This window comes from Streptosporangium sp. NPDC048047 (genome assembly GCF_040653115.1).
Classification (GTDB): domain Bacteria; phylum Actinomycetota; class Actinomycetes; order Streptosporangiales; family Streptosporangiaceae; genus Streptosporangium.
The window spans coordinates 15,402-40,867 of record NZ_JBEZNH010000016.1; the positions used below are offsets into that span (position 1 = coordinate 15,402).

General features: G+C 73.0%; 17 protein-coding genes. 9 read left to right on the forward strand and 8 right to left on the reverse strand.

Annotated elements, in window-relative coordinates; translation table 11 throughout:
* Positions 1 to 109: 109 nt before the first annotated feature.
* Positions 110 to 2,224 (forward strand): AAA family ATPase, encoded by a 2,115-nt coding sequence (locus AB0D67_RS16450; protein WP_362935303.1) that lies wholly within the window; start codon positions 110 to 112, stop codon positions 2,222 to 2,224.
* A 102-nt stretch (positions 2,225 to 2,326) separates the two neighbouring features.
* Here the strand turns inward: AB0D67_RS16450 and AB0D67_RS16455 are convergent, their stop codons facing one another.
* Positions 2,327 to 3,220 carry a 4-epi-cubebol synthase gene (locus AB0D67_RS16455; protein WP_362935306.1) on the reverse strand — a complete coding sequence of 298 codons (894 nt, stop codon included), beginning with the start codon at positions 3,218 to 3,220 and terminating at the stop codon, positions 2,327 to 2,329.
* Positions 3,221 to 3,371: 151 nt separating this feature from the next.
* Positions 3,372 to 3,776 carry an ankyrin repeat domain-containing protein gene (locus tag AB0D67_RS16460; protein ID WP_362935309.1) on the reverse strand — a complete coding sequence of 135 codons (405 nt, stop codon included), beginning with the start codon at positions 3,774 to 3,776 and terminating at the stop codon, positions 3,372 to 3,374.
* 101 nt (positions 3,777 to 3,877) lie between these two features.
* Here AB0D67_RS16460 and AB0D67_RS16465 point away from each other — a divergent pair, with 101 nt between their 5' ends.
* The 3 genes from AB0D67_RS16465 to AB0D67_RS16475 are packed head-to-tail and all read left to right on the forward strand — an operon-like array spanning position 3,878 to position 5,947.
* Complete coding sequence (locus AB0D67_RS16465; RefSeq protein WP_362935312.1) at positions 3,878 to 4,786, forward strand: PAC2 family protein; 909 nt, start codon at positions 3,878 to 3,880, stop codon at positions 4,784 to 4,786.
* Complete coding sequence (locus tag AB0D67_RS16470) at positions 4,779 to 4,901, forward strand: hypothetical protein (RefSeq protein WP_362935315.1); 123 nt, start codon at positions 4,779 to 4,781, stop codon at positions 4,899 to 4,901. Before AB0D67_RS16465 ends, AB0D67_RS16470 begins: the two co-directional genes overlap by 8 nt.
* Entirely contained in the window at positions 4,898 to 5,947 is a 1,050-nt protein-coding gene (locus AB0D67_RS16475; protein WP_362935318.1) for a Gfo/Idh/MocA family oxidoreductase, read from the forward strand. Before AB0D67_RS16470 ends, AB0D67_RS16475 begins: the two co-directional genes overlap by 4 nt.
* A gap of 14 nt (positions 5,948 to 5,961) precedes the next feature.
* Here the strand turns inward: AB0D67_RS16475 and AB0D67_RS16480 are convergent, their stop codons facing one another.
* Entirely contained in the window at positions 5,962 to 6,762 is an 801-nt protein-coding gene (locus tag AB0D67_RS16480) for a tyrosine-protein phosphatase (protein ID WP_362935321.1), read from the reverse strand.
* A gap of 119 nt (positions 6,763 to 6,881) precedes the next feature.
* On the opposite strand from AB0D67_RS16480, the gene AB0D67_RS16485 reads away from it, so the two are divergent.
* Positions 6,882 to 7,277, forward strand: a complete 396-nt coding sequence (locus tag AB0D67_RS16485; RefSeq protein WP_362935324.1) for a hypothetical protein — start codon at positions 6,882 to 6,884, stop codon at positions 7,275 to 7,277.
* Between the two features lie 179 nt (positions 7,278 to 7,456).
* Here the strand turns inward: AB0D67_RS16485 and AB0D67_RS16490 are convergent, their stop codons facing one another.
* From AB0D67_RS16490 to AB0D67_RS16500, 3 genes are all read right to left on the reverse strand, one after another.
* The gene (locus AB0D67_RS16490) at positions 7,457 to 10,099 is read right to left on the reverse strand and encodes a tetratricopeptide repeat protein (RefSeq protein ID WP_362935327.1); all 2,643 of its coding nucleotides are present in this window, start codon (positions 10,097 to 10,099) and stop codon (positions 7,457 to 7,459) included.
* A gap of 65 nt (positions 10,100 to 10,164) precedes the next feature.
* Positions 10,165 to 12,306 (reverse strand): M6 family metalloprotease domain-containing protein, encoded by a 2,142-nt coding sequence (locus AB0D67_RS16495; protein WP_362935330.1) that lies wholly within the window; start codon positions 12,304 to 12,306, stop codon positions 10,165 to 10,167.
* A gap of 208 nt (positions 12,307 to 12,514) precedes the next feature.
* Positions 12,515 to 12,769 carry a hypothetical protein gene (locus AB0D67_RS16500; protein ID WP_362935333.1) on the reverse strand — a complete coding sequence of 85 codons (255 nt, stop codon included), beginning with the start codon at positions 12,767 to 12,769 and terminating at the stop codon, positions 12,515 to 12,517.
* Positions 12,770 to 12,945: 176 nt separating this feature from the next.
* Here AB0D67_RS16500 and AB0D67_RS16505 point away from each other — a divergent pair, with 176 nt between their 5' ends.
* Positions 12,946 to 13,410, forward strand: coding sequence for a DUF4282 domain-containing protein (locus AB0D67_RS16505; protein ID WP_362935336.1), 465 nt, complete (start codon positions 12,946 to 12,948; stop codon positions 13,408 to 13,410).
* Between the two features lie 91 nt (positions 13,411 to 13,501).
* Here the strand turns inward: AB0D67_RS16505 and AB0D67_RS16510 are convergent, their stop codons facing one another.
* Positions 13,502 to 15,289 carry a SpoIIE family protein phosphatase gene (locus AB0D67_RS16510; protein WP_362935339.1) on the reverse strand — a complete coding sequence of 596 codons (1,788 nt, stop codon included), beginning with the start codon at positions 15,287 to 15,289 and terminating at the stop codon, positions 13,502 to 13,504.
* A 355-nt stretch (positions 15,290 to 15,644) separates the two neighbouring features.
* Between AB0D67_RS16510 and AB0D67_RS16515 the strand changes: the two genes are divergently transcribed.
* Positions 15,645 to 18,458 carry a LuxR family transcriptional regulator gene (locus AB0D67_RS16515; protein WP_179826794.1) on the forward strand — a complete coding sequence of 938 codons (2,814 nt, stop codon included), beginning with the start codon at positions 15,645 to 15,647 and terminating at the stop codon, positions 18,456 to 18,458.
* A gap of 148 nt (positions 18,459 to 18,606) precedes the next feature.
* Here AB0D67_RS16515 and AB0D67_RS16520 read toward each other — a convergent pair whose 3' ends face one another.
* On the reverse strand, positions 18,607 to 22,020 hold the full coding sequence (locus AB0D67_RS16520) for a M28 family peptidase (protein ID WP_362935342.1): 3,414 nt from the start codon (positions 22,018 to 22,020) through the stop codon (positions 18,607 to 18,609).
* A 345-nt stretch (positions 22,021 to 22,365) separates the two neighbouring features.
* Here AB0D67_RS16520 and AB0D67_RS16525 point away from each other — a divergent pair, with 345 nt between their 5' ends.
* A complete protein-coding gene (locus AB0D67_RS16525; protein ID WP_362935345.1) occupies positions 22,366 to 23,904 on the forward strand; it encodes a gamma-glutamyltransferase in 1,539 nt (512 codons plus the stop codon).
* 460 nt (positions 23,905 to 24,364) lie between these two features.
* Positions 24,365 to 25,456, forward strand: coding sequence for a pectate lyase (locus AB0D67_RS16530; RefSeq protein WP_362935348.1), 1,092 nt, complete (start codon positions 24,365 to 24,367; stop codon positions 25,454 to 25,456).
* The last annotated feature ends 10 nt before the right edge of the window (positions 25,457 to 25,466 follow it).

Here is a 25,466-nt window from a genome sequence, read left to right on the forward strand (position 1 = left end):
GGCGGGACGGCCGCCGGATGATCCGCGAGCGAGGACAGCCCGAGGTCCCGGCGGGTACGATGCCAGGGCAGGTGTGATCTCCCCCTGGCACTACCCCCGTGAGGCGGCCATGGCAACGCCATCTGAATGGCGGCGAGACGGCAATCTTCCCAACGAGCTGACCAGCTTCGTGGGGCGCACGAGGCTGCTGGCCACGCTTCGGCAGCGCCTCGGCCGGCACCGCCTGGTCACCGTGACGGGCATCGGCGGCGTCGGCAAGTCGCGCACGGCGCTGCGCATCGCGCACCTGATGCGCAGCCAGTTCAAGGACGGCGTCTGGTTCGCCGACCTGGCCCGGCTGCAGGACTCCGGGATGGTCCGGCACACGATCACCGCGGCCCTCGGGATCGCCGACCAGTCGTCCCGCTCCGCCGACGAGACCCTGATCGAGTGGCTCGGCGACCGCGAGATCCTGCTGATCATCGACACCTGCGAGCACCTGGTCGACGCCTGCGCCGAGCTGTTCGAGGATCTGCTGAGCAACGCCGGGGGCCTGACCATCCTGGCGACCAGCCGCCAGTCGCTGAACGCCCGGGGCGAGCACACGATCGCCATCCCGCCGCTGGCCGTACCCGGTGACACGCCCGGTGAGGACATCTTCACCAACGAGGCCGTGCAGCTGTTCGCCGCCCGGGCGAGCGCCGTGGTGCCCAACTTCGTGCTCGACGAGCACAACATCGGCCCGGTCGCCGAGCTGTGCCGCCGCCTCGACGGCATCCCGCTCGCCATCGAGCTGGCCGCGGTCCGGATGCGGGCGCTGTCGGTGGAGCAGATCCTCGGCCTGCTGGCCGACCGGTTCAGCCTGCTCGCCGGGGCCAGCCGTACGGCGCTGCCCCGGCACCAGACGCTGCGCGCCGCGATCGGCTGGAGCCACGAGCTGTGCGAGCCCGCCGAGCGGCTGCTGTGGGCCAGGCTGTCGGTCTTCGCCGGCGACTTCGAGCTCGACGCCGCCCGCTACGTCTGCTCCGGCGAGAACCTGCCCGCCGAGGACGTCATGGACCTCATCTCCAGCCTGGTGGAGAAGTCGATCCTGCTGAGCGACGGCACCCCGTCGGGGCACCGCTACCGGCTGATCGACACGCTGCGCCAGTACGGCGAGGAGTGGCTGGAGAAGCTGGGCGAGACCGACCACGTCCGCAGGAAACACCGCGACTACTACCTCCAGCTCGCCAGGCGGAGCGAGGACGCCTGGTCCGGCGCCCGCCAGGTGTACTGGTACGTCCGGATGCGCCACGAGCACGACAACATCAGGGTCGCCCTGGACTACTGCCTGCGCGACCCCGCGGAGGTCCAGGAGGGGCTGAAGCTGCTGTCGTCCCTGTGGTTCATGTGGGTGGCCTGCGGCCTGGCCCGCGAGGGCCGCCTCTACCTGGAGAAGACCCTGGAGCTGGCGCCGCAGCCGACCCCGGAGCGGTGCAAGGCCCTGTGGGTGCTGTCCTACATCAACAGCGCGCAGGGCAACAGCACGGGGGCCGTGGAGGCGGCCGAGAAGTGCAGCTCCGACGCGGTCCGGGTGGGCGACTCCGGAGCCGTCATCCTCGCCACCAAGATGCTCGGCACCGCGGCCTTCCTCCAGGGCGACCTGCAGAAGGCCAGCGCGCTGCTGGGCGTGGCGATCGAGTTCCACAAGAGCGGCCGGGAGCTCAATCCGGGCCTGCTGCCCTCGATCGTCGAGCTGTCGATGGTGCTGCTCATGCAGAACGACCCGGTGGAGGCCGAGACGCTGCTGCGCGACTGCATCGCGGTCTGCACCCAGCGCGGCGAGCTGTGGCTGCGCTCCTACGCGATCTACGCCCTGGCCAGCGTCTGCCAGGGGATGGGCCGCCTGTCCGAGGCCATGGACAGCGCCCGCGAGGCGCTGCGGCTCAAGCGCTACTTCCACGACGTGCTGGGCATCGGCCTGGCGATCGAGGTGGTCGCCAGGCAGGCCCTGGACGCCGGGCAGCCGGGGCTGTCGGCGCTGCTGATGGGCGGCGGGCAGGCCAACTGGCGCACCTTCGGCATGCCGCGGATGAGCTCGCCGTTCTTCAACTCCGAGCACGACCGGTGCGTCAAGGAGTGCAAGCGGGTCCTCGGCGAGGAGGAGTTCGAGGAGGCCTTCGCCCAGGGCAGGAAGCTCAACCTGGACGAGCTGATCGAGCTGGCCCTCGGCGGCGACTCCGACGACCCCGTCGCCCAGCGGTGACGACCCGCGGCGGCCGGCGCAGGACGCGGCCCGGCCGCCCGGGGGCGACCCGCGGCGACCGGCCGGAGGCGCGGCCCGGCCGGCCGTGACGATCCGCGGCGGTCAGCCGGAGGCGCGGCCGGCCGCCCGTTCCCAGGCGCCGGTGTAGCGGGAGCTGGTCAGCGAGTAGTCGATGCTCCCGCTGACCCAGAACTCCAGGCCGCTCAGGTAGGCGAGCACCGCCTCGGAGCCGAGTGCCTCCATCCCCGGGCGGGCGGCCACCATGGCGGCGATGGCCCGGTCCCGCATCCCGCCGATCAGGTCCATCGCCCGCTGCCGGGAGCAGCGGCGGCGCCGGGCGAGCACGGTCACCAGGTTGTTGCGGGCGTTGACGCCCTCGTTCTCCTTGGCGTAGGAGATGAGGTCGTTGTCCCAGACGACGACGTCGTTGGCGTGTCCGGTGACCGCGCGCACGAGGGGGTGGCGCCATTCGCCGGGGGCGAGGCGGCGGCCGCTGGCGATGTCGATGAGCGCGAATACGGTGAGCATCGCCCCGGTCCGCCGCCGCATGAAGACGTAGTCGTCGAAGGAGGGCACCACCCGGTCCTCGCGGTTGGCGGCCTCCCACACCTGCGCGGACAGGTAGTCCCTCGTGGCCGCGCACCAGCGGTCCAGCTGGTCGGCGTCGCCCGAGGCGGCGATCCTCTCCCTGATCTCCAGCAGCGACCTGGCGAACGCGTCGCCGGGCCGGCCGGCCGTCTCCGGCTCGTCGAGGACCGCGAGAAAGCGGGGCAGCGCGCGGGCGATCTCCGCGGCCCGCCGGTCCGACTCGCAGAAGACGTCGTCGAAGGCGAAGAGCCACACGCACCAGTCGGTCACCAGGCGAAGCGCGTCATGGCCGGCGTAGGGGTAGGTGCGGGCGCAGAGCCAGCCGTATCCGGCCTGCCGGTAACGTTCCATCATCTCGTCGTCGAGCATCCCGGAGTCTGCGAGCCACTCCAGGGTCTCCTTGTCCACCTGATCAGCGTGCGGGCTGACCTGGCCGGGGAAGGGGCAGGGAAGTGGGGGGATGCGAAGCGTCCGGAATGCCCGTCGGGCCGTCGTAGTCTCCACCCGTCAAGAATGGACGAACACCGAACGTTTTCCCATACATCCGTAAATACCAACTTCAGGTTTTCGGTTGGTTCTGAAACCATTTCATATATTCGTCGCCTCCGAACATCCGCGCCGTGTCCGCCGCCGGCGGGGTGCCCGCGTACGGGTCGGCGCCGGCCGCGAGGAGCGCCCGCACCACCTCGGACTCCTTCTTGAAGACGGCCCCGGCCAGCGGCGTCTGCCCGCGGTCGTTGGGCCTGCCGGGATCGGCCCCCAGCTCGGCCGGCGCCCGGACGGTCGCGGCGTGGCCGTGGTAGGCGGCGAGCATCAGCAGGGTGTCGCCCCTGTCGTTGGTCAGATCGACCGGCACCCCGGCCTCGACATAGGCCCGGAGCAGGTCGGTCTCCCCCGCTCTGGCCAGGCCGAACAGGCGGGTGGCGAACTCCTCCGGCTCCGGGTCAGGCTGCATGCGCTCCATTCCGCCCCGGTAGGGTGCCCACTGATCACCGTGACCGGCGGAATTCACCGGACGCCTCACGGGTTCACCTCAAGAGACGACTGACGAAAGGCTGGAACACGGTGTCAGACCCGACGGATCTCTACCGGCTCAGCGATGACATCCCTGAGCTGACCGATCCGGTGCTGCTCTACCACTTCGACGGTTTCGTGGACGCCGGCGCCGCGGGGCGCCTCGCCGTCGGCCACCTGCTCGCCGAGCTGGAGCACCGGGTCATCGCGACGTTCGATGTGGACCGCCTGCTCGACTACCGCTCCCGGCGGCCGGTGATGACGTTCGACACCGACCGGTGGTCCGACGTGGAGAGCTCCGAGCTCGTCCTGCGACTGGTCCATGACACCACCGGCACGCCGTTCCTGCTGCTGACCGGCCCCGAGCCCGACTTCCAGTGGGAGCTGTTCGTCGCGGCCGTCGGGACGCTGGTCACCCGGCTGGGCGTGGGCACGCTGGTGACCGCGCACGGCATCCCGATGGCGGCGCCGCACACCCGCCCGCTGGGCGTGACGAGCCACGCCACCCGCCCCGAGCTGGTCTCCGGCCGGACCAGCGTCTTCGGCGAGGTGCGGGTGCCGGGCAGCGTCGCCGCGCTGATCGAGTTCCGGCTGGGCGCCGAGGGGCACGACGCCCTGGGACACGCGGTGCACGTCCCGCACTACCTCGCCCAGGCGGAGTACCCCGCGTCCGCGGTGACCGCCCTGGAGGCGATCACCGGCAGCACCGGCCTGGTGTTCCCGCTGGAGGGCCTGCGCGAGGCCGCGGCCAAGACCGACGTCGAGATCGCCGAGCAGATCGAGGCGTCCACGGAGCTGTCCACCGCCATCAGCGGCCTGGAGCAGCAGTACGACGCCTTCGCCGCCGGTTCCGAACGCGGCAACCTGATCGCCGAGCCGTCCGAGATGCCCACCGGCGACGAGCTCGCCGCCCAGTTCGAGGCGTTCCTCGCCGAGCGGGACGAGCGGCACGGTGACTGACGCGGTGACTGACGCGGCGACTGACGCGGCGACCGCCACGACGGCCACCGCGACGGCCGGCACCACGACCGCCACGGCGACCGGCTCGGCGGCCGACCCGGAGACGGGCCGGTGACCGGCGCGACGGCCGGCCTGCGCGTCGGGCTGGTCGGCTACGGCGTGGCCGGGGCGTTCTTCCACGCCCCCCTGATCGCCGCGACGCCGGGTCTGCGCCTGTCCGCGGTGGTGACCGGGAACCCGGAGCGGGCCGCCGAGGTGCGCCGCAGGTACGGCGCGCGGGCGGTGGGCGACGCCGCGGAGCTGTGGGAGGAGAGCGACCTGGTGGTGGTCGCCTCCCCCAACCGCACCCACGTGCCGCTGGCGCGGGCCGCGCTGGAGGCGGGCCTGCCGGTGGTGGTGGACAAGCCGCTGGCCGGGACCGCGGCGGAGGCCCGCGACCTGGCGCGGCTGGCGCGCGAGCGCGGCCTGATGCTGACGGTCTTCCAGAACCGCCGCTGGGACGGCGACTTCCTGACCGTCGAGCGACTGTTCTCCTCCGGGGAACTCGGTGAGGTCACCCGGCTGGAGTCCCGGTTCGAGCGCTGGCGTCCCGTCCCCAAGGGCGGCTGGCGCGAGGCCGGCGGCGCCGAGGAGCTCGGCGGCCTGCTGTACGACCTGGGCAGCCACCTGGTGGACCAGGCCCTGCGGCTCCTCGGCCCGGCCGTCGAGGTCTACGCCGAGTCCGAGGTGCGCCGTCCGGGCGTCGCCTCCGACGACGACACCTTCGTCGCCCTCACCCACGCGGGTGGCGTCCGCTCCCACCTGTGGGTCAGCTCGGTCGCGCCGATGCCCGGCCCCCGTTTCCGTGTCCTGGGCTCCCGGGCGGGATACGTCAAGCACGGCCTGGACGTGCAGGAGGAACGCCTGCGGGCGGGCGCGGATCCGGGCTCCCCCGGCTTCGGCGAGGAGCCGGAGGAGCGCTGGGGCGTCCTGGGCGCCGACGCCGGCCACCGCCCGGTCCGCACCGAGCCGGGCGCCTACCTCGACTTCTACCGGGGCGTGGTGGCGTGCCTGCGCGAGGGCGCCCCTCCCCCGGTGGAACCGGAGGAGGTGGCCGGGGTGCTCGCCGTTCTGGAGGCCGCCCGGCGGTCGGCGGCCGAGCACCGCGTCGTCCCGCTCTGAGCCCTGCGGAGAGGTCAGTCGCGCAGGCGCGAGCGCAGGGTCTCGGAGTCGCGGCCGGTCCATCCCTTGGACTCCAGCCACGCCATCGGGCCGCCGAAGCGGTCGTCCAGGACGTGCAGGAACTGCCGGAGATACTCCGGCCGGGGGCGGTGGTCGTCGGCCGGGCGGGAGTCGAGGTCGTCGCGGTAGGTGGCGCTGGAGCGCAGGCGGGCCATGATGCCCTCCAGGCGGTCACCGGTGGCGACGTAGTCGGCGACGATCGCCTCCCGGGTCGCCCCAGCGACCTCCAGCGCCAGGGCGCAGACGACGCCGGTGCGGTCCTTGCCCGCCGCGCAGTGCACGACGGCGGCGCCGTCGTCGTGGGCCATGGCCCGCAGGGCGGCCACCACGGCGTCGGGCCGGTCGCGCAGGTAGCCGTAGTAGAAGCCGGTCACCCGCAGCTCGGCGAGGTCCTCCTCCCCGCGCTCCTGCCAGGGCAGCACCCGCGCGCCGTCGATCGCCGTGTCGGCGTCGACGTCGGTGTTCCCGCCGCTCTCGGCGAACAGCGTGTGGTGGTGGATGTTCACCTCGGGGACGGCCGTGAGCGGCCCGGGTCCCTCCAGCGACACCTCGGCGACCGAGCGCAGGTCCACGACGTGGCGTAGCTTCAGCTCGCCGACCAGCAGCTCGACGTCGCGCCCGGTCAGTCCCTGCAGGTTGTCGGACCGGTAGACCCGGCCGAATCGTGTGGTCCCGCCGTCCACCGTCGCGAGCCCGCCGAGGTCGCGAACGTTGACGGCACCTTCAAGATCGATCCATCGCGTCAGTTCGTTCATCATTGGGAGCCTATACGGCGGAATATGTCCGCGCAGGGAACAACCAGTGCCTCTTGTCGTAAATGTCGGACCGTATCCCCGGAGTCCAGACCGAAGGGCACGGCCAATATGTTGATCGGGTGCTTTCCGTATCCCTCGACACCGTCCGTGTCTTCCTTCATGTACTGGCCGCCACCGTCTGGGTCGGCGGGCAGCTCACCCTCGCCTTCCTCGTCCCCTCGCTCCGCACGGCGGGCGAGGGGGTCACCGGAACCGCGGCCCGCGCGTTCAACAGGGTCGCCTGGCCGGCGTTCGCCGTCCTGGTCGCGACCGGCGTCTGGAACATGCTCGCCGTCGACGGCGGCGACCCGGCCTACAAGACCACCCTGCACGTGAAGCTGGCGGTCGTGGTGATCTCCGGTGTGACGGCGTTCCTGCACGCCCGCGCCCGCGGCCGGGGCGCGATGGCCGCCTTCGGGGCGCTCAGCGGCCTGTCCGCGCTGGCCGCGCTGTTCCTCGGCGTGCTGCTGGGCTGACATCCATAGGAGCATCCCGCCCCCACGCGCCATCGGGGCCGGCCCTTCTGCGCCACCGGGACCGGCCCTCCGGCATCACGGGATCCGGCCCCTCGGGGTAACGGAGGGCCGGCCCGCCTCCCGCGCGGTGACGGACGGGAAGCGCCCGGACCTGACGCACCCGGACGTGACGGCCCGCCTCACCCCTCCTCCGCCTTCTCACCTTCCCCTTCGGGCTCCTCCGCGCGGCGCAGCAGTTCGAGGGTGCGCGCCGTCCCCGACCGGTTGCCGAGGCCGCGGTAGACGTCCAGGGCGCGGCGGAGCCGGGCGGTCGCCTCCGGACGGTCCCCCGCCTCCAGGTGCGCCTCGCCGAGGTAGCGCAGGCTCCTGGCCAGCCACCAGCGGTCGTCCAGCTCCTCGAAGTCGTGGATCGCCCGCCGGAACGCCTCCTGCGCCTCCCCGGTACGGCCCAGCCGGCCCAGCGCCCGGCCGGCCGACAGCTCCGACCGCGCCACGCCCCAGGAGTCGCCGAGCGCGGCCAGCATGTCCGTGGCCCGCCGTACGAAGGTCAGCTCGCGCAGGCCGTCGGCCGGGTTGCCCACCTCGCCGGCCGCGCGCAGACACCTGGCCTCCTCCCACAGCTCGTCCCTCAGCCGGAAGATCTCCGCCGCCCGCTCCAGGCTGAAACCGGCCCGCGCGAAGTCCTTCTCGGCGGCCCGGACCTCCCCGCGGGCGTGCAGCGCCCGCGCGGTCGCACCGAGCACCTCGCCGTAGACCCGCAACGTCTGGACCTCGGAGTAGCGGTTGCCGTCGTGCTTGAAGACCGCCAGCGCCTCCTCCAGCAGCGCCCCCGCCTCCTCCGGGCGACGCTGTACCAGCCGGAGCTCGGCGAGGTTCCGCTGGGTCCTGGCCGACCACCAGCGGTCGTCCTCCGCCTTGAACGCGGCGACCGCCTCGATCAGATGGCTCTGCCCCCGATCGAGGTCGCCCTCGTTGAACAGGGTCATGCCGACCGTGCGCATCGCCCGGGCGGCCCACCACGGCTCCCCCAGCTCCCGGAAGATCTCCAGCGCCCGCCCGGCGTCCGCCCCGGCCGCCCGGTGACCGCCCTGTCCGCTCGTCACCGCCGCCCGGTCCAGCAGCGCGATGCCCGACGCCCGCCGGTCCCCCATGTGGTCCGCCGCCTCGCACACGATCTCGGCGACCGCCCGCCAGTCGGACCAGTAGGCCCGCAGCGAGTGGCACAGCGAGCAGAAGGCGCGGCCCAGTCTCCAGGCGAGCTCCCACAGCTCCAGACCCCTGGCCTGGTGGATCAGCGCCACCAGGGTGAGCCGCTCGGCGTTGAGCCAGTCGGCCGCCGACGCCTGGGCCTCCTTCGCCGCCGCCGCTCCGGTGTTCCTGCCGCCGCGGCCCCAGTCCTGCGGCCAGCGGGCCACGGCCGCCGCCTCCGCGCGACGGAGGTAACCGGACAGGACCCGCTCCACGGCCGCCCGGCGGTACGCCTCGTCGTCACCGGAGACCGCGATCTCACGGGCGAAGATCCGGACCAGGTCGTGCAGGCGGTAGCGCATCACCCCGGAGAAGTCGACGCCGGAGCACTCCGCGAGCTGGGCGTCGACGAGCGCCTCCAGCTGGTCGGCCCCGTCCGGCTCGGAGGTGGCGAGCAGTTCTCCCGCGACCCAGCCGGGCACGTCGGGGGCGGTGAGCAGGCTGAGCGTCCGCAGCAGCCGCCGCTGCAGACCGGTGCAGTCGTCATAGCTGAGCTGCAGGGAGGCGCGGACGCTGCGGTCCAGCGGCCTTCCGGGGAGTTCGAGCTGGCCCAGGCGGCGGCGCTCGTCCCGCAGCCGGCCGGCCAGCTCGCGCAGCGTCCAGTTCTCCCGGGTCGCCAGGCGTCCGCCGCAGATGCCGATGGCCAGCGGCAGGCGATCGCACATGTGGACGATCTCCTGGGCCGACTCCAGGTCGGCGGCGACCCGGTCGTCTCCCGCCAGCCGGGCGAGCAGCTCCACGCCCTGCGCCTCGCTGAACTCCGAGAGCCGCTTGTCGTGGGCGTTGAGCAGGAACAGCGGCTGCCGCGAGGTGACCAGGACCGCGCAGCCCGGCTCGGCCGGGATGAGGTCCCTGACCTGCTCGCCGTCATGGGCGTTGTCCAGGCCGATCAGGATGCGTCTGCCCTTGGTCCAGGTCAGCCAGAGCCTGCGCAGCTCGGTGAGGCCGCCGGGGTCGGTGGTGAGCCGTACCCCCAGCGCCCGCAGGAACCCGATCAGCACCTCCTCGGGCCCGACCGGCGCCTCGACCGTGCCGCGCAGGTCGGCGTGGAGGCGCCCGTCGGGGAACCGCCCGGCGACCTCGTGCCCGAACCTGGCGATGAGCGTGGACTTGCCGACCCCGGCTCTGCCGACCCCGGCTCTGCCGACCCCGGCTCTGCCGTACACCGACACGACCAGCGGCGCGGCGTCCTCCCCCGGGTCGCGGGACCGCCTGCGGGCGGCGAACACCCCGCGCAGTTCCGTCAGCGACTCGCGCCGCCCGGTGAAGTGCGCCGGGACCGGCGGCCACTGGTCGGGCGGACGCCAGGACGGGCCCTCGTCGCCGGCGGTCTCCCGCTCCCGCGGGCCGGCCGTCGCCCAGGTGAGCAGCCCCACCAGGAGGCCCGCCAGGGCGGTGACGCCGATCTCCACGCCGACCGGCAGCGTCCAGACGTCCAGCGAGGTCGCCAGGAAGCTGGCCGTCGCGGCGACGGTCCCGGCGGCGGCGGGCGCCGCCAGCGGGGCCCGCCGCCGGCGCGGCCGGGGCGTGCGGTCATCGGGGTGGTGGTCGGGCGCGTCTGCCGGCCCGGGCATCCGTACCTCCGGGGGAAGGGGGCTGCGGCGCGGCGGCGGGTCCTGCCGTCCCGCCGCCGCGGGGGCTACAGGCCGGCCACGTGGCAGGTGGCCGTGGCGGTCCTGGCCGGGTCGCTCTCGGAGACGGCGGTCAGGGTGACCTTCGCCAGGCGGCTGCCGCCGTCGGCCCGCACCGCGTCGACGGTCACCGAGGTCCCGCGGCCGAAGTCCGCGGTCGCGAGCGAGTTGGGCAGCGAGGCCGTCCAGCCGCGGCCCTGGACGGTGGCCGACAGCCGGTAGACGTCGCCGCCGAGGTACGCGCGCACGTCCTCGGGGTGCCCGGCGCCGGTCCCGGCGGCCCGGCCGGTGTTGAACAGCGGGAACCGGCAGCTCGACAGGCCCTTGCCCGCCGGGACGCCGGCGGCCGGGAGCAGTCGCACGCCGCGCCGCTGCGGTCCCGCGCCGTCCAGGGAGCGGACCGCGACCTTGTAGGACAGGACGCCCGCCGCGTCGCGGCGCAGGTCGAGGACGTAGAAGTGGAGCCGGTTGGCCTCGTCCACGTACTCGAACTCCGAACCGGAACCGGTGCCCGCGTGGAACAGCGCGTCCGACAGCTGGCGGTAGTCGCCGATCGTGATGGGCACGGCGGTGCCGTCGGGCAGGACGTAGTCGGTCATGCCGATGTCCTGCGGGTTGGCGTCGACGACCCACTCGAACGGCGCGCGGTCGACGTTCTTGGTCTTGGCCAGCAGCACGCCCGAGTCGGGGGTGAAGGAGTCGGCGCCCATCCGGTCGACGACCTCGACGGTGTAGTTGTCGTAGCCGCCGCCGTCGCACATCGGGTCCTTGGCGGCGTCGCAGGCCGGAGCACGGTCGCCGTCGCCGAAGGCGATGTTGATCCCGGACAGGCCCTTCGGCCCCGGCTGCGCCACCCGGGCGGTCACCTCGGCGATGACCATGCCCGATCCGGCGAGCGCGCCGCGCGACAGGCGCAGCACGTTGCCCTCGTCCACCATCTCCAGCTTGATCTTGTTGCGGAGCATGTGCTGGGCGCCCATGGAGCCGCCCCCGGTGGCCGGGATCAGCCAGCGGGTGTGCGGCCCGCCGGGGCCGTTGAAGCTGCCGCGGCTGAGCATCTCCCAGATGCCGGTGTAGGAGCGCCGCGGCGGCACGCCGAAGGGGTTGTTGTAGTTGTCGCCGATGCCCAGGATGTGGCTGAGCTCGTGGGCGTAGACGCCCTGGCCGGAGCTCTCCGCCTGGGTGGACGAGCCGCCCCCGGCGTTGGGCCAGATGGAGGCGGCCGACGCCCAGGAGGTCCAGTCGACGTAGCGGGTGTCGGCCCAGTTGGGCAGGTTCGGGTCGGGCGGGCCGAAGTCGTCGGTCACCGCCTCCTTGGCCGGGAACTTCATCTGGCCGAACTCCTGCCAGGTGGACGACTCGTCCTGACCGGCGCTCAGGAAGAAGACGAAGTCGAATCCGGCGGGCACCTCGGCGCCCTCGGCGGCGGCCCAGGCCGCCCTGCCGTCGGTCCGGATGTTCCGGTCGCAGGTGTCGCCGGCCGGGCAGGCGCCGCCGCCCTGGAACTCCATGCCGTACTCGTGCGACTTGCCGGGCATCAAGTAGGGGCCGAAGGCCGTGAGGTCGACGCCGTAGCGGCCGCCGGAGTCCTCCATCCAGTACTCGTGGATGGTGTGGCCGCGGTTGAGCGGGCCGGGGGTGTTGAGGAAGTCCTTGTAGAACCGGGCGACCTTGTCACGCGGAATGTCGTGCGCCTCGGCGCTGGGGTTCTTGAACACGGTCGAGCCCTGGGGCCGGGTGACCACGAACGGCTGGTCGGGGTAGTCGAGCAGGACCAGCGCGCCGCGGAAGGTCCGATTGGACCCCTTGACCGCGGGATCGGCCCAGTCGGCGCCGGGGGGCCGAGTGTAGTCGGCCCACGTCATGTGGTCCGGGTTCTTCCAGTTCTGCGGGTCGATCGGGGCGGGGAGGCCGGGCTTGGCGCGCAGCGCGGTGGTGGAGTCGCCGGAGCCGGCGGGGGTGTCCCGCTGCCAGGGCTGGGTCCGGGGCCATTGGTCCAGGCGCCAGGGGGTCGCGGGGTCGGCGGCGGAGGTGACGTGGGCGGCGGCCCGGTCGGCGGGGTCGGCGGATGCCGGGGCCGAGGCGAGGCCGACCGGGATCAGCACCGCCGCCGCCACGAGCGCTTTGAACAACCGTGGGGGGTGAGTCACGACAGACGACGCTATAGACCGCCCCGCCGTAGATCAACGGTCCGCCCCGCACTCCCCCGTACGCGAACGGTTCACCGTCCCCGCGCCCCCGCGCGAACGGACTGCCGCCTCGCACCTCCCGTACGTGAGCGGCCCGCCGTCCCGGAGGGAGGACGGCGGGCCGCCGCCGCGCCCTCGGTTCCCAGGAGGGTGCGACGTCTCAGCGCGGTCACCCGGACCGGACCGCGTTCACGATCACGGCCAGGAAGACCAGCGTGACCGCCCCGACCAGCGTCATGCCGCGGACCGCCGACCACGCCGCCGACTTCGCGTCCGCGATCTTCGCGGCGGCCTCGGCCGCCGCGCTCACCGCCTTGCCCCATCCGAGCCAGGCGTCCACCGTCCGCTGGAAGCGGCGGCCGACGAAGAACACGACCGTCGCGATCAGGACGAGGATCAGGACCCGACCGTCCGAACTCTCCACGGAGAAACCCCCAACCGGGACAAGTGCAGGTAAGTTACTCTGTGCATTCTATCGATTACACAAACGACAGGGAAGGTCATCGCCGCGTCTCCGCCCCTCGCGTATCGCGGACCGCCGTGATCCCATGGGAGGTTTCCAGCGAAGTGGCGACGACCACCCCCCGGCAAGGAGGAGAGATGACCGATCCCCACCAGAGCCAGGACCCGCAGTCCGGTCACGGCCCCTACGCCCACGACCCCTACCAGGCCGGGCAGCGGTACGGCCAGGGCGGCCACGCCCAAGACCAGGGCCCCCACGCCCCCGGCCGGTACGCGCGGTCCCCCTACCCGCAGCCGGACCACCAGGACACGCCGAAGGGGTTCCTCGCCCGCCTCTTCGACCTGAGTTTCGACCGCTACGTGACGACGAGCATCATCAAGGTGATCTTCATCATCCTCGTGGTGGTCGAGGTCCTCTGGGCGCTCTCCACGCTGGCCCTCGCGTTCGACACGGGCCCGGAGAGCGGTGTGATCGCCCTCATCCTCACGCCGATCGGGCTGTTCATCGCCGTCCTGCTGACCCGCGTGTGGATGGAGCTGCTGGTGGTCATTTTCAAGATCAAGGAGGATCTGGGCGCCATCCGCGAACGCGGCGGCCTTTAGAAAGGGCCCTCACCGCCGGAAAGGACCCCGGGGATCCCCACCGCGCGGCCGTCCAGGCCGCCACGGAGGCCCCGGGGACGGTACGCCCAGGTCAGAGCACCCGCAGTGCCAGCAGGCAGATGTCGTCGGTGGCGCGCTCCCCGCCGAGCTGCCGCAGGACGCAGACGAGGTTCTTCTCCGGGTCGGTCTCGGTGCAGCGCCCGGCGGCTTCGAGGATCGCGTTCAGGCCGATGTCCAGGCTGTGACCGCGGTGCTCCACGACGCCGTCGGTGTACAGCAGGAGCAGGTCGCCCCGGGCGAGCTGCGTCGTGGTCAGGGTGTACTCCATGTTCTCGAACGCGCCGAGCATGGTGCCGTTGCTGGTCTCCAGGAAGACGGCCTTGCCGTCGCGGACGAGGACGGGCGGCAGGTGGCCCGCCGAGACCCACTCCAGGGTGCGGGCGGCCGGGTCGAAGTGGCCGATGACGGCGGTGCCGGTGACGGTGATGTTCCGGTTGGCGTGGAAGGCGAGCTCGTTGAGCCATCTGGCGAGCTGGTCGGCCGGGGCCCCGGTGTAGGCGAGGCCGGCGAGGCCGCTGCGCATCTGGGCCATGAGGCTGACGGCGCTCAGGCCGTGACCCATGGCGTCGCCGATGGCCAGCAGCACCCGGCCGTCGGGCAGCCGGCGGGCCTTGAACCAGTCGCCGCCGAGGCTTTCGAGCTCGCCGCTGGGCGAGTACCTCACGCCCATGCGCAGGCCGGGCAGGTCGAACACGCCGCGGTGGGTGGGCATGATCGTGTCCTGGAGGGCGAGCGCCACCCGGCGCTCCTCGTCGGCCCGGCGCCCGGCCTGGAGAGCCTGGTCGCGGGCCTCGGCCAGTGCCCGTTCCCGGCGGCGGTCGGCGGTGACGTCCTGGGCCATGGCGCGGACGGCGAACGGGAAGCCGGACCCGTCGAGAACCGGCTCGGCGACCAGGCGCAGGTGCCGGATGCCGTGCCGGTGCTGGACGCGGAACTCCTGCTCGACCGACTCCCGGTGCTCCAGCAGGACGCGCACCACCTCCTCCACGGCGCCCAGGTCCTCCTCCACGACCGTTTCGGGGAGCTGGTCGAACGGCAGGGGCCCCTCCGGCACCTCCCGGCCGAACATCTCGTACATCGGGAGGGTCCAGATGGTCCGGCCGCTGGCCAGGTTCCACTCGGCCCAGCCCAGACCGGCGATCCGCTGGGCGCGTTCCCAGCCGGTGATGAGGCGCTCCTCCTCGTTCAGCTCCTGCCAGGTGAACAGCACCCCGTCGGCGATCCGGCTCACCCGGACGCTGATCGAGCGCGGCCACAGCCGGTCGTCCCTGACCCCGACGTACTCGAACGGTCCCCGCTGGAACGGCTCCCCCGTCTCCAGGACCCGGATGTACTCCTCCAGCAGCCCGGCGCGCATCACCCCCGGGGCGTACTCCAGGAGCCGGCGCCCCCGGGAGGACGGAAGGGAGCGACCGGTCACCCCTTCGACGCCCTCGGTGGTCGCGACGATGAGGAAGTCCACCACCCGGCCCGTCTCGTCGGTGACCGGGCTCAGGTACATGGCGCACAGCGGCATCGCCTCCATGACGGGGGTCACCCATTCCGGCGCGGTCACCTCCGGCGGCTCCGGCGGCGTCCCGGTCCGTTCGTCCACGGACCGGGCCACCTCCAGCAGGTCCACCCCGCTCTCGTGCGACAGCCGGGCCAGGTGGGCCGCGGCCTCCTCCGGCCGCACGTTCATCCGTACGGCGAGGCGGGACGTCACCTGGTCGAGGACCGCCGCCCGGCGCATGCGCCGCCTGATCAGCTCGATCCTGTCGCGCACCAGCGCCTGAGCGGCGGCCCGGCGTTCACCGTCCCCCTGGTCGGGAATCGCCATTCCACCTCCCGGGTCCGATTCCCAGCCTGTCGCCAGGATGGTCATAAGGAGGTTGGACGAACTTACAGATATCCCCTTAATAACTCCCAGCGCTAAATGGTGTCCCTTTACCGGGAGGAGAACTCCGACATGCCCGGCCGCGATCATCCACGGCTTCCGCGCCCCCGTCGCGCCGAACGTCCGATACGCAGATCACAGGCGGTCGGCGCGGCCGCTCCCGCCGCTCCGGGAGCGGCCGCGCACATGAACCTTGACACGCACCCGCAACAAGTCCGTTATGTCCAGAGGTTGACCTTGAATGGTGATATGCGGGACCCTCCCTGAGGGTCCCGACCCGTCTCACCCGGAGCCGCCAATGAACAACCTGGCCTCTCCCGTACTCGTTGGACGCACCTCTGAGCTGCGGGTTCTGATCGAGGCGATGGCCCGCCCGCCGGCCGTGGTGCTGGTGGAGGGAGAGGCGGGCATCGGGAAGACCCGGCTCGTCCACGCCGCACTGGACCGTCTCGTGTCCGGCGACCGGCCCGTCCTCCTCGGCTACTGCCACCAGATCCGCGAGCCCTTCCCGTACGGTCCCGTGGTGGAGGCGCTCCGCGAGGTCGCGGGCCGGCTGCCGGCGGCCGAGGTCCTCAACCCGGTCACCGGCGTGCTCCGCGACTACCTGCCCGAACTGTCGCACGCGCTCCCGCCGCCACCGCCGCCGCTGAATGATCCGCGGGCCGAACGGCACCGGCTGTTCCGCGCGATGCGCGCCCTGCTGGCGGCCGTCGGACCGGCCCTGCTCGTGATCGAGGACCTGCACTGGGCCGACGACGGGACGCGGGACCTGCTGCGGTTCCTCGCCGACCAGCCGCCCGAGGGACTGACGGTGGTGGCGACCTACCGGCGGGAGGACCTGAACACGCCGGGCCTGCCGCTCGGCCGCGCCTACCGGCGCCCTCCGGGCACGACGAGCCTGGTGATACCGCTGCGGCCGCTGGACGCCCCGGAGGTGAACAGCCTGGCCTGCGCGCTGCTGGACCGCTCCGCACTGCCGCCCGCCTTCGTCGCGCGGCTGCACGAGCACACGGCGGGCATACCGTTCGTGGTGGAGGAGGTCGTCCGCTCCCTGCCCGACGCGGAGGGGCCCGAAGCGCTGGATCGCGCCGGGGTGCCACTGCTGCTGCGTGAGGCGATGGCCGAGCAGATGGCCGGTCTGCCCGCGGCGGCGGTGAGCGCCGCGCAGGCGGCGGCGGTGCTGCGGCTCCCCGTGGACGAGCGGCTGATCGCCGCGGTCAGTGGGGCCCCCTCCGGGCTGGGCCAGGCGCTGCGCGCCGGCGTGCTCCGTGAGCATCCCGGCGGCCGCTACGGCTTCCGCCACGCCCTCGCCCAACAGGCCGTTTACGACGCGATCCCGGGTCCGGACCGCCGCCTGGCGCATGAGCGCGCGATGGCCGCGCTCGCGGCGGTGACCCCTCCGCCATTGGTCCAGCTGGCCTTCCACTCCCGGCAAGCCGGGGACATCGGCGCGTGGCTGCGCCACGGCAGAGCGGCCGCCGACCGGGCGGCCGCGCTCGGCGACACCGCCCTGGCGGTCGAGGTGCTCGACGGCATGCTCGCCGATCCCGACCTGCCCGCGCCCGAGCGCGGCCCCCTCTCGCTGGCGCTGAGCCGCCTGGCGGCGACCGGGCTGTCGTACCAGCGGGTGGTGCGGCTGCTGCGCCGCCTGCTGCGGGACGACTTCCTCGCCCGCGAGGTGCGCGGCGAGGCACGTCTCAACCTCGGACTGATGCTGTCCAACCAGGCGGGCGACATCCCCGCCGGACGCCCCGAGGTCCTGGCCGCCGTCGCCGAGCTGCACGACCGGCCGACGCTGGCCGCCCGCGGCTGGGCCAGCCTCGCGCTGCCGGAATGGGGGACCGAGTCGCTGGCGACGCACGCGGAGTGGATGGCCCGCGCCGAGGCGCTCGTCGCGATCACCGACGACCCGGAGCTGGCGGCCGCGGTCCTGGCCAACCGCGCCTCGTTCGAGATGTCGATCGGCTCCCGGGACGCGTTCGCCATCGCCGCCACGCTGCCCGTCTCCGACCCGTCCGTGGCGGTCCGGCGACAGGTCGCCCGCGGTTACTGCAACCTTCACGACTCGGCGACCACGCTGGGCCACTACACCGCGGCGGAGGAGTTCGGCAGGCAGGGGCGGCGGCTGGCCGCGGAGACGGGGGTGCTGTTCCCCGCCTACACCGTCGATGTCGCGACGGTCCGCAGGCGTTGGCTGACCGGCCGGTGGGAGGGGCTCCGTGACCAGGCGATCGCCCTGGTGGAGCTGGCCACGGAGGCCCCGCTGATCGCGGTGGACGCCTGGCTGGTGCTGGGGCTGCTCGCCCTGGCCACCGGTGAGTGGGAGGAGGCCCGCAAGTGCCTGTACAGCGCCGGCATGGACGCGCCGGACGCACGCTTCCTGCCGATCGCGGTGGCCGCCGCGGGCGGCCTGGTGGAGCTGCACCTCGCCCGCGGCGCGCTGAAGGACGCGGTCACCGAGGCCGTGCAGGCGGCCGCCCGGATGCGCCGCAAGGGGGTGTGGGCCTGGGGCGCCGGCCTGATCCCCTCCGCCGTCACCGCGCTCGCCCAGGCCGGGCGTGTCCAGGAAGGGGCCGAGCTGGTGACCGAGTTCGCCGACGGGATCACCGGCCGTCTCGCCCCCGCCGCGCACGCCGCACTCGACCACGCCCGGGGCGCGCTGGCCGCCGACCGGCGGCCGGACGAGGCCGCGGACTTCTTCGCCCGCGCCCGGGAGGCGTACGCGGCCCTGCCCCAGCCCTACACCGCGGCGCGGGTAGGCGAGAGCGAGGCGCGCGCCAGGCTCGCCCTCGGCGACCGCTCCGCCGCCGCGGCCCTCGCCGAGACGGCGGAGCGGTTCGGCGAGCTCGGCGCCACCCACGACGCCGCGCGCTGCCGGCGCGCGCTGCGCGACCTCGGTGTGGAGTCCCCGCTGCCGCGGGGCCGCAAGGGCAACGCCGGCGCGCTGTCGCAGCGGGAGAAGGAGGTGGCCCGGCTGGTCGCGCTCGGCCGGACCAACCGGGAGATCGCCGACGTTCTGTTCCTGTCGACGCGCACGGTCGAGACCCATGTCGCCACCGTGCTGCGCAAGCTCGGCCTGCGGTCGCGCACCGAGGTCGCCCCGCCCGTCTGAACGCGCCCGGCCCGCGCGTCGCCCCGTCCGCCTCCGGGGACGGCACCCGTCCGTCGTCTCCGGCCCGGAGACGACGGACCGGAGACGACGGGGCCCCCGGGGCCGATCGCTCGGTCCCGGGGGCGTCTTCCGTTCGTGGGCCGGGCACTCAGACGGTGATGCTCCACCAGTCGAGTTTGCCGGTGTCTCCCGGATACAGGTCGTCGACCTCCAGGACCCACTGTCCGGCCGCCCGCTGAGCGACCGGGACCGTGTAGGTCCGTGTGCCGTACGGGGTGCAGATGTAGCCGCCGCTGGCCTGGAGCGGATACCACAGCCCGTTCGGGCCGCGGAGCCACAGTTGGAGGTCCTCGGCGCAGGGGTGGTTCATCGTGACGGTCACCTTGACGGGCGACGCCGCCGAGCCGGTCGCGGTGGAGGTGATCGGGCTCAGGACGGTGCCGTAGTCGTAGACGGTGTAGTCGGTGTCGTTGCGGAACGTGCGGCCACCCGAGGTGCCCTGCACGGTCAGCGTGTACGTCGAGGTGCGGGTGGCGGCCTCACCGGTGCCGGTCACCGTAACCTGGTAGGTGCCGGAGGGCGTCGCGGCCGTGGTGGCGATGGTGAGGGTGGACGAGCCGCCCGAGGTCACCGACGCCGGGTTGAAGCCGGCCGTGGCGCCGGTGGGCAGACCCGACGCGGACAGGCTGACCGTCTGCGCGGTGCCCGCCGTGGTGGCGGTGGAGACCGTGGCGGTGGCCGCCTGGCCCGCCTGGACCGTCCCCGAGGACGGGTTCATGGAGATCGAGAAGTCACGGCTCGTGGTGGTGCCCGTCGCGAGCTTCCAGATCGCGTACGCCGAGGCGTCGGCGGCCCGGTCCAGGACGGTGTCGTTGATGTTGCTCGTGGTGTCGCACGACTGGTGGTAGCAGGGGTCGTACGCCTGGCCCGCCGTACCGCCCCACTTGGCGGCCTGGGCCGAGGTCTTGGTGGCGCTGGCGCCGGCCGCCACGCCGGAGGTGGCGATCCCCGCGTTCCGGAACGGCGCGTCGTCGGACCGGTTGGCGCCCTCGGTGTTCTCCTCGGGCTGGAGGTTCAGGCCGTCGTAGAAGGCCTTGAGATACTGGGCCGCCTCGGTGTTGATGTTGTTGATGAAGTAGCCGCCGTTGGTCGAGGCCACCATGTCGTAGTTGTGGTAGACCTTGATCTTGCTGCGCTCGGTGGAGCTGAGCGAGTTGACGTAGAACTGGGCGCCGTTGAGGCCCTGCTCCTCGTCGGTCCACCAGCCGAACCGCACGTGCTTGGCCATCGTCGGGTTCTTCGCCGCCAGCGTCAGCGCGACCTCCAGCAGCGCCGACGAGCCCGAGCCGTTGTCGTTGATGCCCGGACCGGCCGAGACGCTGTCCAGATGCGCTCCTGCCATGACGACCTGGTTCGCGTCGCCGCCGGGCCAGTCGGCGATCAGGTTCGGCCCGGCCCCGGAGGTGCAGACGGAGGTGCAGGACTGCCGCACCACGGTGTAGCCGGCGGCGGTGAGCTTCTGCTCGATGTAGGACACCGACGCGGTGTAGCCGGCGCCCGTGGACCTGCGGGTACCGCCGTTGGCGGTGGCGATGCTCTGGAGCTGCTGCAGGTGGGTCTTGACGTTGGCGAGGCTGATGTCCGGCGGGTCGGTCGGGGCGGGCCCCCCGTTGCCGACCGTCAGGGTGTAGGACGCCGTGTGCGTGCCCGACGCGGCGGAGCCGGTGACCGTGACGGTGTACGTCCCGGCCGGCGTCGACCCGGCGGTGCCGATGGTCATGGTGGAGGTGCCGCCCGAGGTCACCGACGCCGGGCTGAAGCTCGCGGTGGCGCCCGCCGGCAGGCCGGAGGCGGTGAGGGCGACCGCCTGCGCGCTGCCCGAGGTGGTCTGCGTGCCGACGGTCGAGGTGACCTGCTGGCCGGGCTGCGCCGTGCCCGCGGCGGGGCTCAGCGTCAGGGAGAAGTCGTTGCCCGTCGCGGCGCAGGTCGGCTCACCGGTCTGCACCGGCACGCTGACCGCGTTCCAGGCCGCCTTGGTGGCGGCGCACTCGGGGCTGCCGTCGCCGTACAGCTCGACCGCCGCCGACAGCGACGCCAGCCTGGCGTTGGTGTACTTCCAGGTCGAGGTCTTGCGCATCAGCGCGCCCATGAAGATCTTTCCGGCCTTCTGGATGCCGATGCCGGTGACCGAGGAGGGCCCGCCGGAGCATATCGGGCTGTTCGGCTTGCCGCCGCCCGGCGCGGAGCCCTCGGCCAGCAGGTAGAACCAGTGGTTGAACGGGCCGGCCGCGGCGTGCACCTCGGTGCTCGGGATCGAGGAGGACCAGCAGTTGGGGTCGCCCACCTTGGACGGGTCGTACATGTACCGGATCGGGCCGTCCCCGACGAGGTTCACCTTCTCGCCGACCTCGTAGTCCGGCGGATCGTTCGGGTTGGCGGCGTAGGCCTCGGTGAGCGCGCCGAAGACGTCGCCGACGGCCTCGTTGAGGCCACCGTTCTCGTTGCCGGAGCCGGTGCCGCCGGGGGTGTTCTGGAAGACGGCGTGGCCGAACTCGTGGGCCACCACGTCGATCGACGTGGCCTGGCGCTGGTTGTCCTGCGTGTGGCCGAAGTTGGTGGTGCTGCCGTCCCAGTAGGCGTTGACGTCGCTGAGCCCGACCTTGGTCGGGAAGCCGCCGCCGCTGCCGTTGATGCCGTTGCGACCGAGCCAGTCGCGCAGCATGTCCCATTCCTTCTGCACCGAGTAGAGCGCGTCCACACACGCGGTCTCCAGGTTCGTCCCGGAGCCGTTGCCCCAGGCGTCGTCGGTGCCGGTGTAGGCCGAGCCGTTCTGCCCGCCGCAGCGGATGCCGCTGCGGGTCGGGTCGGTCATCGAGTACGAGCTGCCGGAGCCGCTCGTGGAGAGGGTGACCTGGCCGTAGTAGTAGCCGTTTCCGGTGCCCGCCCGCACCTCGTCGTAGGCGTCGGCGATCTCGCCGGTGCGCGCGTCGACGAACACGTGCTGCCTGCTCGGCTTGCCGCCGGCGACGCCGGAGACCAGGGCCTCCCAGGCGAGGCGAGGCTTGGCGCCCCAGGCCAGGACCACCAGGCGCGGTTCGGCGCTGTCGTCGACCCGGGTCAGCCGGCTCTTCGCCTTGGTGCGGGCGTCCTCGGCGGTCACCTTCGGCGAGGTCGTCACCTTCGGGGTGGCGCCGGAGGCCGCCGCGGTGTCACGCACCCTCCCCGCGGAGTCGGTGATCACGACCGCGTCGCCGCCCACCACGGGCAGCCCCTTGTAGGTGCGCTCGTAGACGACGGAGTACATGCCTTCGGAGCCCGGCACCACGGTGGTGCGCCGGTAGATCTCGTCGGGCCCCTTGCGCAGGTCGTCCAGACCGCTCGCGACGGCCTGGTCGGCGGCGGCCACGGCGAGCTGGGGCGGGTCGGCGAAGGAACGGACATGGAGGGAGCGGGCATGGTCGGCCGGTCCCGGGGAGGGTTTGGCGGCCGCCGGTGAGGAGGGTGCCACCGCGGCCACCACGGCCAGGCCGAGGGTGGCCGCGAGTACGGCTCTGCGTCTCACGCGTGTTCCTTTCGAACGGTCTTCCGCACCGCGTCCGCCCGCGCGCAGGCAGGGGGACAGCGGCGGCTCCGCAGGCGGGCATCACCCGGCGGCGGGCACGGCGGAAGGCGGGGGGTGAGGGAGGCGAAGGGAGTGAGGCGAGGCGACGGGGTGCGCTGCCCCGTTCCGTGACATTAGATCCGCCAGCAGGTACCGGACATCCGTAGTGGCATCCGTATGCCTACCGAAAAGCGGGCGGGAGCGCGGCTGCGGGCGAAGCCCGGAGACCCGGAGCCGGGGCCTCCGGACCGGGGCGAGGCCGTACCGGCGATGCGGTCCCGGGGGCCGAAGCCGTACGCTCTCGTCATGCTGAACACCCGCTACGCGCGCTCTGGAATGGTCTGCACGGTCGATCACCTCGCCTCGGGGGCGGGACTGGCGATGCTGGAGCGGGGCGGCTCGGCGGCCGACGCGGCGATCGCGGCCAACGCCGTACTGGCGGTGACCGCGCCTCACCTGTGCGGGCTGGGCGGCGACCTGTTCGCGCTCGTCCACGACGGCCCCGGGGCCCCGGCGGCGCTCAACGCCTCAGGCCGGGCGGGTTCCGGCGCCGACCCGGACCGGTTGCGCGCCGAGGGGCACGAGCAGATGCCGCACCGCGGGGACATCCGCTCCGTCCCGGTGCCCGGCTGCGCCGACGGCTGGCTGGCCCTGCACGAGCGGTACGGCAGGCTGACCATGACCGAGGTGCTGGCGCCCGCGATCGAGCACGCCCTCGCCGGATTCCCCGCCTCCCCGCTGATGGTGCCGTCCCTGGAGACCGTCGGCCCCCTGCACCACGACTTCGCCACCGCCCGCCGTACCGGGGACCTGATCAGGCGGCCCGGCGTGGCGCGGGCGATGGAGGCCCTCGCCGAGGGGCGCGAGGGGTTCTACCTCGGCGAGTTCGGTGAGGGACTGATCGCCCTCGGCGAGGGCGAGTACACCGAGGACGACCTGGCCAGGGACAACGCCGACTGGGTCGAGCCGCTCAGGGTCCGCGCGCTGGGCCACGACATGTGGACCGCGCCGCCGAACTCCCAGGGCTACCTGCTGCTGCTCGCGCTGGCCGTCGCCGAGGAGCTCGACCTGCCCGCCGACCCGGCCGACCCCGTCTGGGCGCACCTGCTGGTGGAGGCCGCGCGGGTGGCCGGGCACGACCGGCCCGACGTGTTGTTCGAGGGCTGCTCCGTCGAGGCGGCGCTCGCCTCGGCCGCCGAACGCCGGAAGATGATCGACCGGAACAGGAGGGTCGTGGTACGTGACCTCACCTCCTCCGGCGACACCACCTACCTGTGCGCGGTGGACCGCGAGGGCATGGGCGTCTCGCTGATCCAGTCCAACGCCTCCGGCTTCGGCAGTCTCGTCTTCGAGCCGAGCACCGGCATCAACCTGCAGAACCGCGGCATCGGCTTCTCCCTGGAGCCCGGCCACCCCGCCGAGTACGGTCCCGGCCGCCGTCCGCCGCACACCCTCGTCCCCGCGCTGATCACCCGGACCGACGGGTCGCTGCGCTCGGTGGTGGGCACCATGGGCGGCGACGCCCAGCCGCAGATCCTGCTGCAGATCATCACCCGCCTGCTGGCCCACGACCAGGCCCCCGGGCAGGCCGTCGCCGCCGCCCGCTGGCGGCTGGCCTCCGGCGGCACCGGCTTCGACACCTGGCTCGCCCCCGACCACGCGACGGTCGAGGTGGAGGAGGGCGCCCCGTGGGGCGGGGGCCTGGGCGAGCGCGGCCATCCCGTCCGCTCCGCGCCGTACGGATCGTCGTTCGGCCACGCCCACCTGATCGACGTGCTGCCCTCGGGCATCCTCGCCGGCGCGGCGGACCCGCGCTCGATCATCGGGGCCGCCGCGGGCATCTGACCCGGGCTCTCCCGGCGGGCCCGGCCGTCCTCCGGGAGGTCACCCGCCGTTGACAGGGAAATGTCGTGAACGTAAACTCGGAGTTGCTAGGAAAGCGCTTTCCAGAGCTTTCCCTCCGCCGGAGAGGCGGTGGTGCCGCGACCAGACGCCCGTACAGGGCCCCCTCCACCGAGTGCGGCGGCCACTCCGCCCACGCACCCCTCCATGACACGCCGCACCTTTCCCTCCCGCGGGACCGGCAGGTCCGCGGCGACGGGCGGCGACACGACCGGAGCGCCCTCTCCGGCCCCTCACCCGCGTCCTCCTCCGCGCCCCTTCCGCACGGCCGCGCGGCGACCGGACCCGGGCCGCCCGCGAGCCGACCCGCCGCGGGCACCCCGTCTCTCTCCCGGCAGCACGCTGCCGCCTGACCGTACGGCCGTCCGCGTCTCCGCGGCGCCGTGCAGAGAGCGAAAGAACCATGCCCCCCACCTCTGTTCCACCGTGCCCGCGTCCCCACGCGGCGCTCCCACCGCGCACCGTCCCGCGCGCCGCCCTGGGCGTCCTGCTGAGCGCCGTACTGGGCGTCGCCCTCTGCCTGAACGGCGCCGTCGCACCGGCCGGGGCCGCCGCCCGGCGGGCCGACCCGATCGACCGCATGGTCGGCTTCGCCACGGTCGACGCGCTCGGTCAGAACGGCACCACCGGCGGCGCCGGAGGACCCGTCGTCACCGTCACCACGACGGCGCAGTTCCTCGACCACATCTCCCGCCCGGGGCCGTACGTCATCCAGGTGAAGGGCCGGATCACCCTGCCCACCGGCACCACCGACGGCATGCACAGTGTCACGTCGGACAAGACGATCATCGGGCTCGGTCCGGACGCGGCACTGATCGGCGGCGGGCTGAAGATCGGCCTACCGGTCAGCGACACCGTCACCTCGCCGCCGGCGAACGCGGTGCACAACGTCATCATCCGCAACCTCACGATCACCGGTGCCACCGACGACCTGATCAACGTGCAGATGTTCAGCCACCACATCTGGATCGACCACAACGACCTGTCCAACGGCGACGACGGCGCGGTGGACATCAAGCGCGGCTCGGACTTCGTCACGGTCTCGTGGAACCGCTTCCACGACCACGACAAGACGCTGTTGCTCGGCCACGACGAGACGGCCGGCCCGCAGGACATCGGCCGGCTGCACGTCACCTACCACCACAACTACTTCGACGGCTCCGACCAGCGCAACCCGCGGGTGCGGTTCGCCGACGTCGTGCACGTCTACAACAACTACTACCGCGACAACAGCTACGGCATCGCCTCCACGTACGACGCCGGGGTCCTGGCCGAGGGCAACTACTTCTACAGCGTCAACAACCCCGGCCGGGTGGACTTCAGCGGCGACCTCGGGCGCATGGTCGCGCGCGACAACATCCTGGTCGACTGCAACCACGCCATCGAGACGCGCGGCACCGTGACCGAGCCGCGCACCTTCTACCCGTACACCGCGGACCCGGCCGCCTCCGTGCCGGCCGTCGTCCCCGCCGGCGCCGGCGTCGGGAAGATCTGAGAGGGCCATG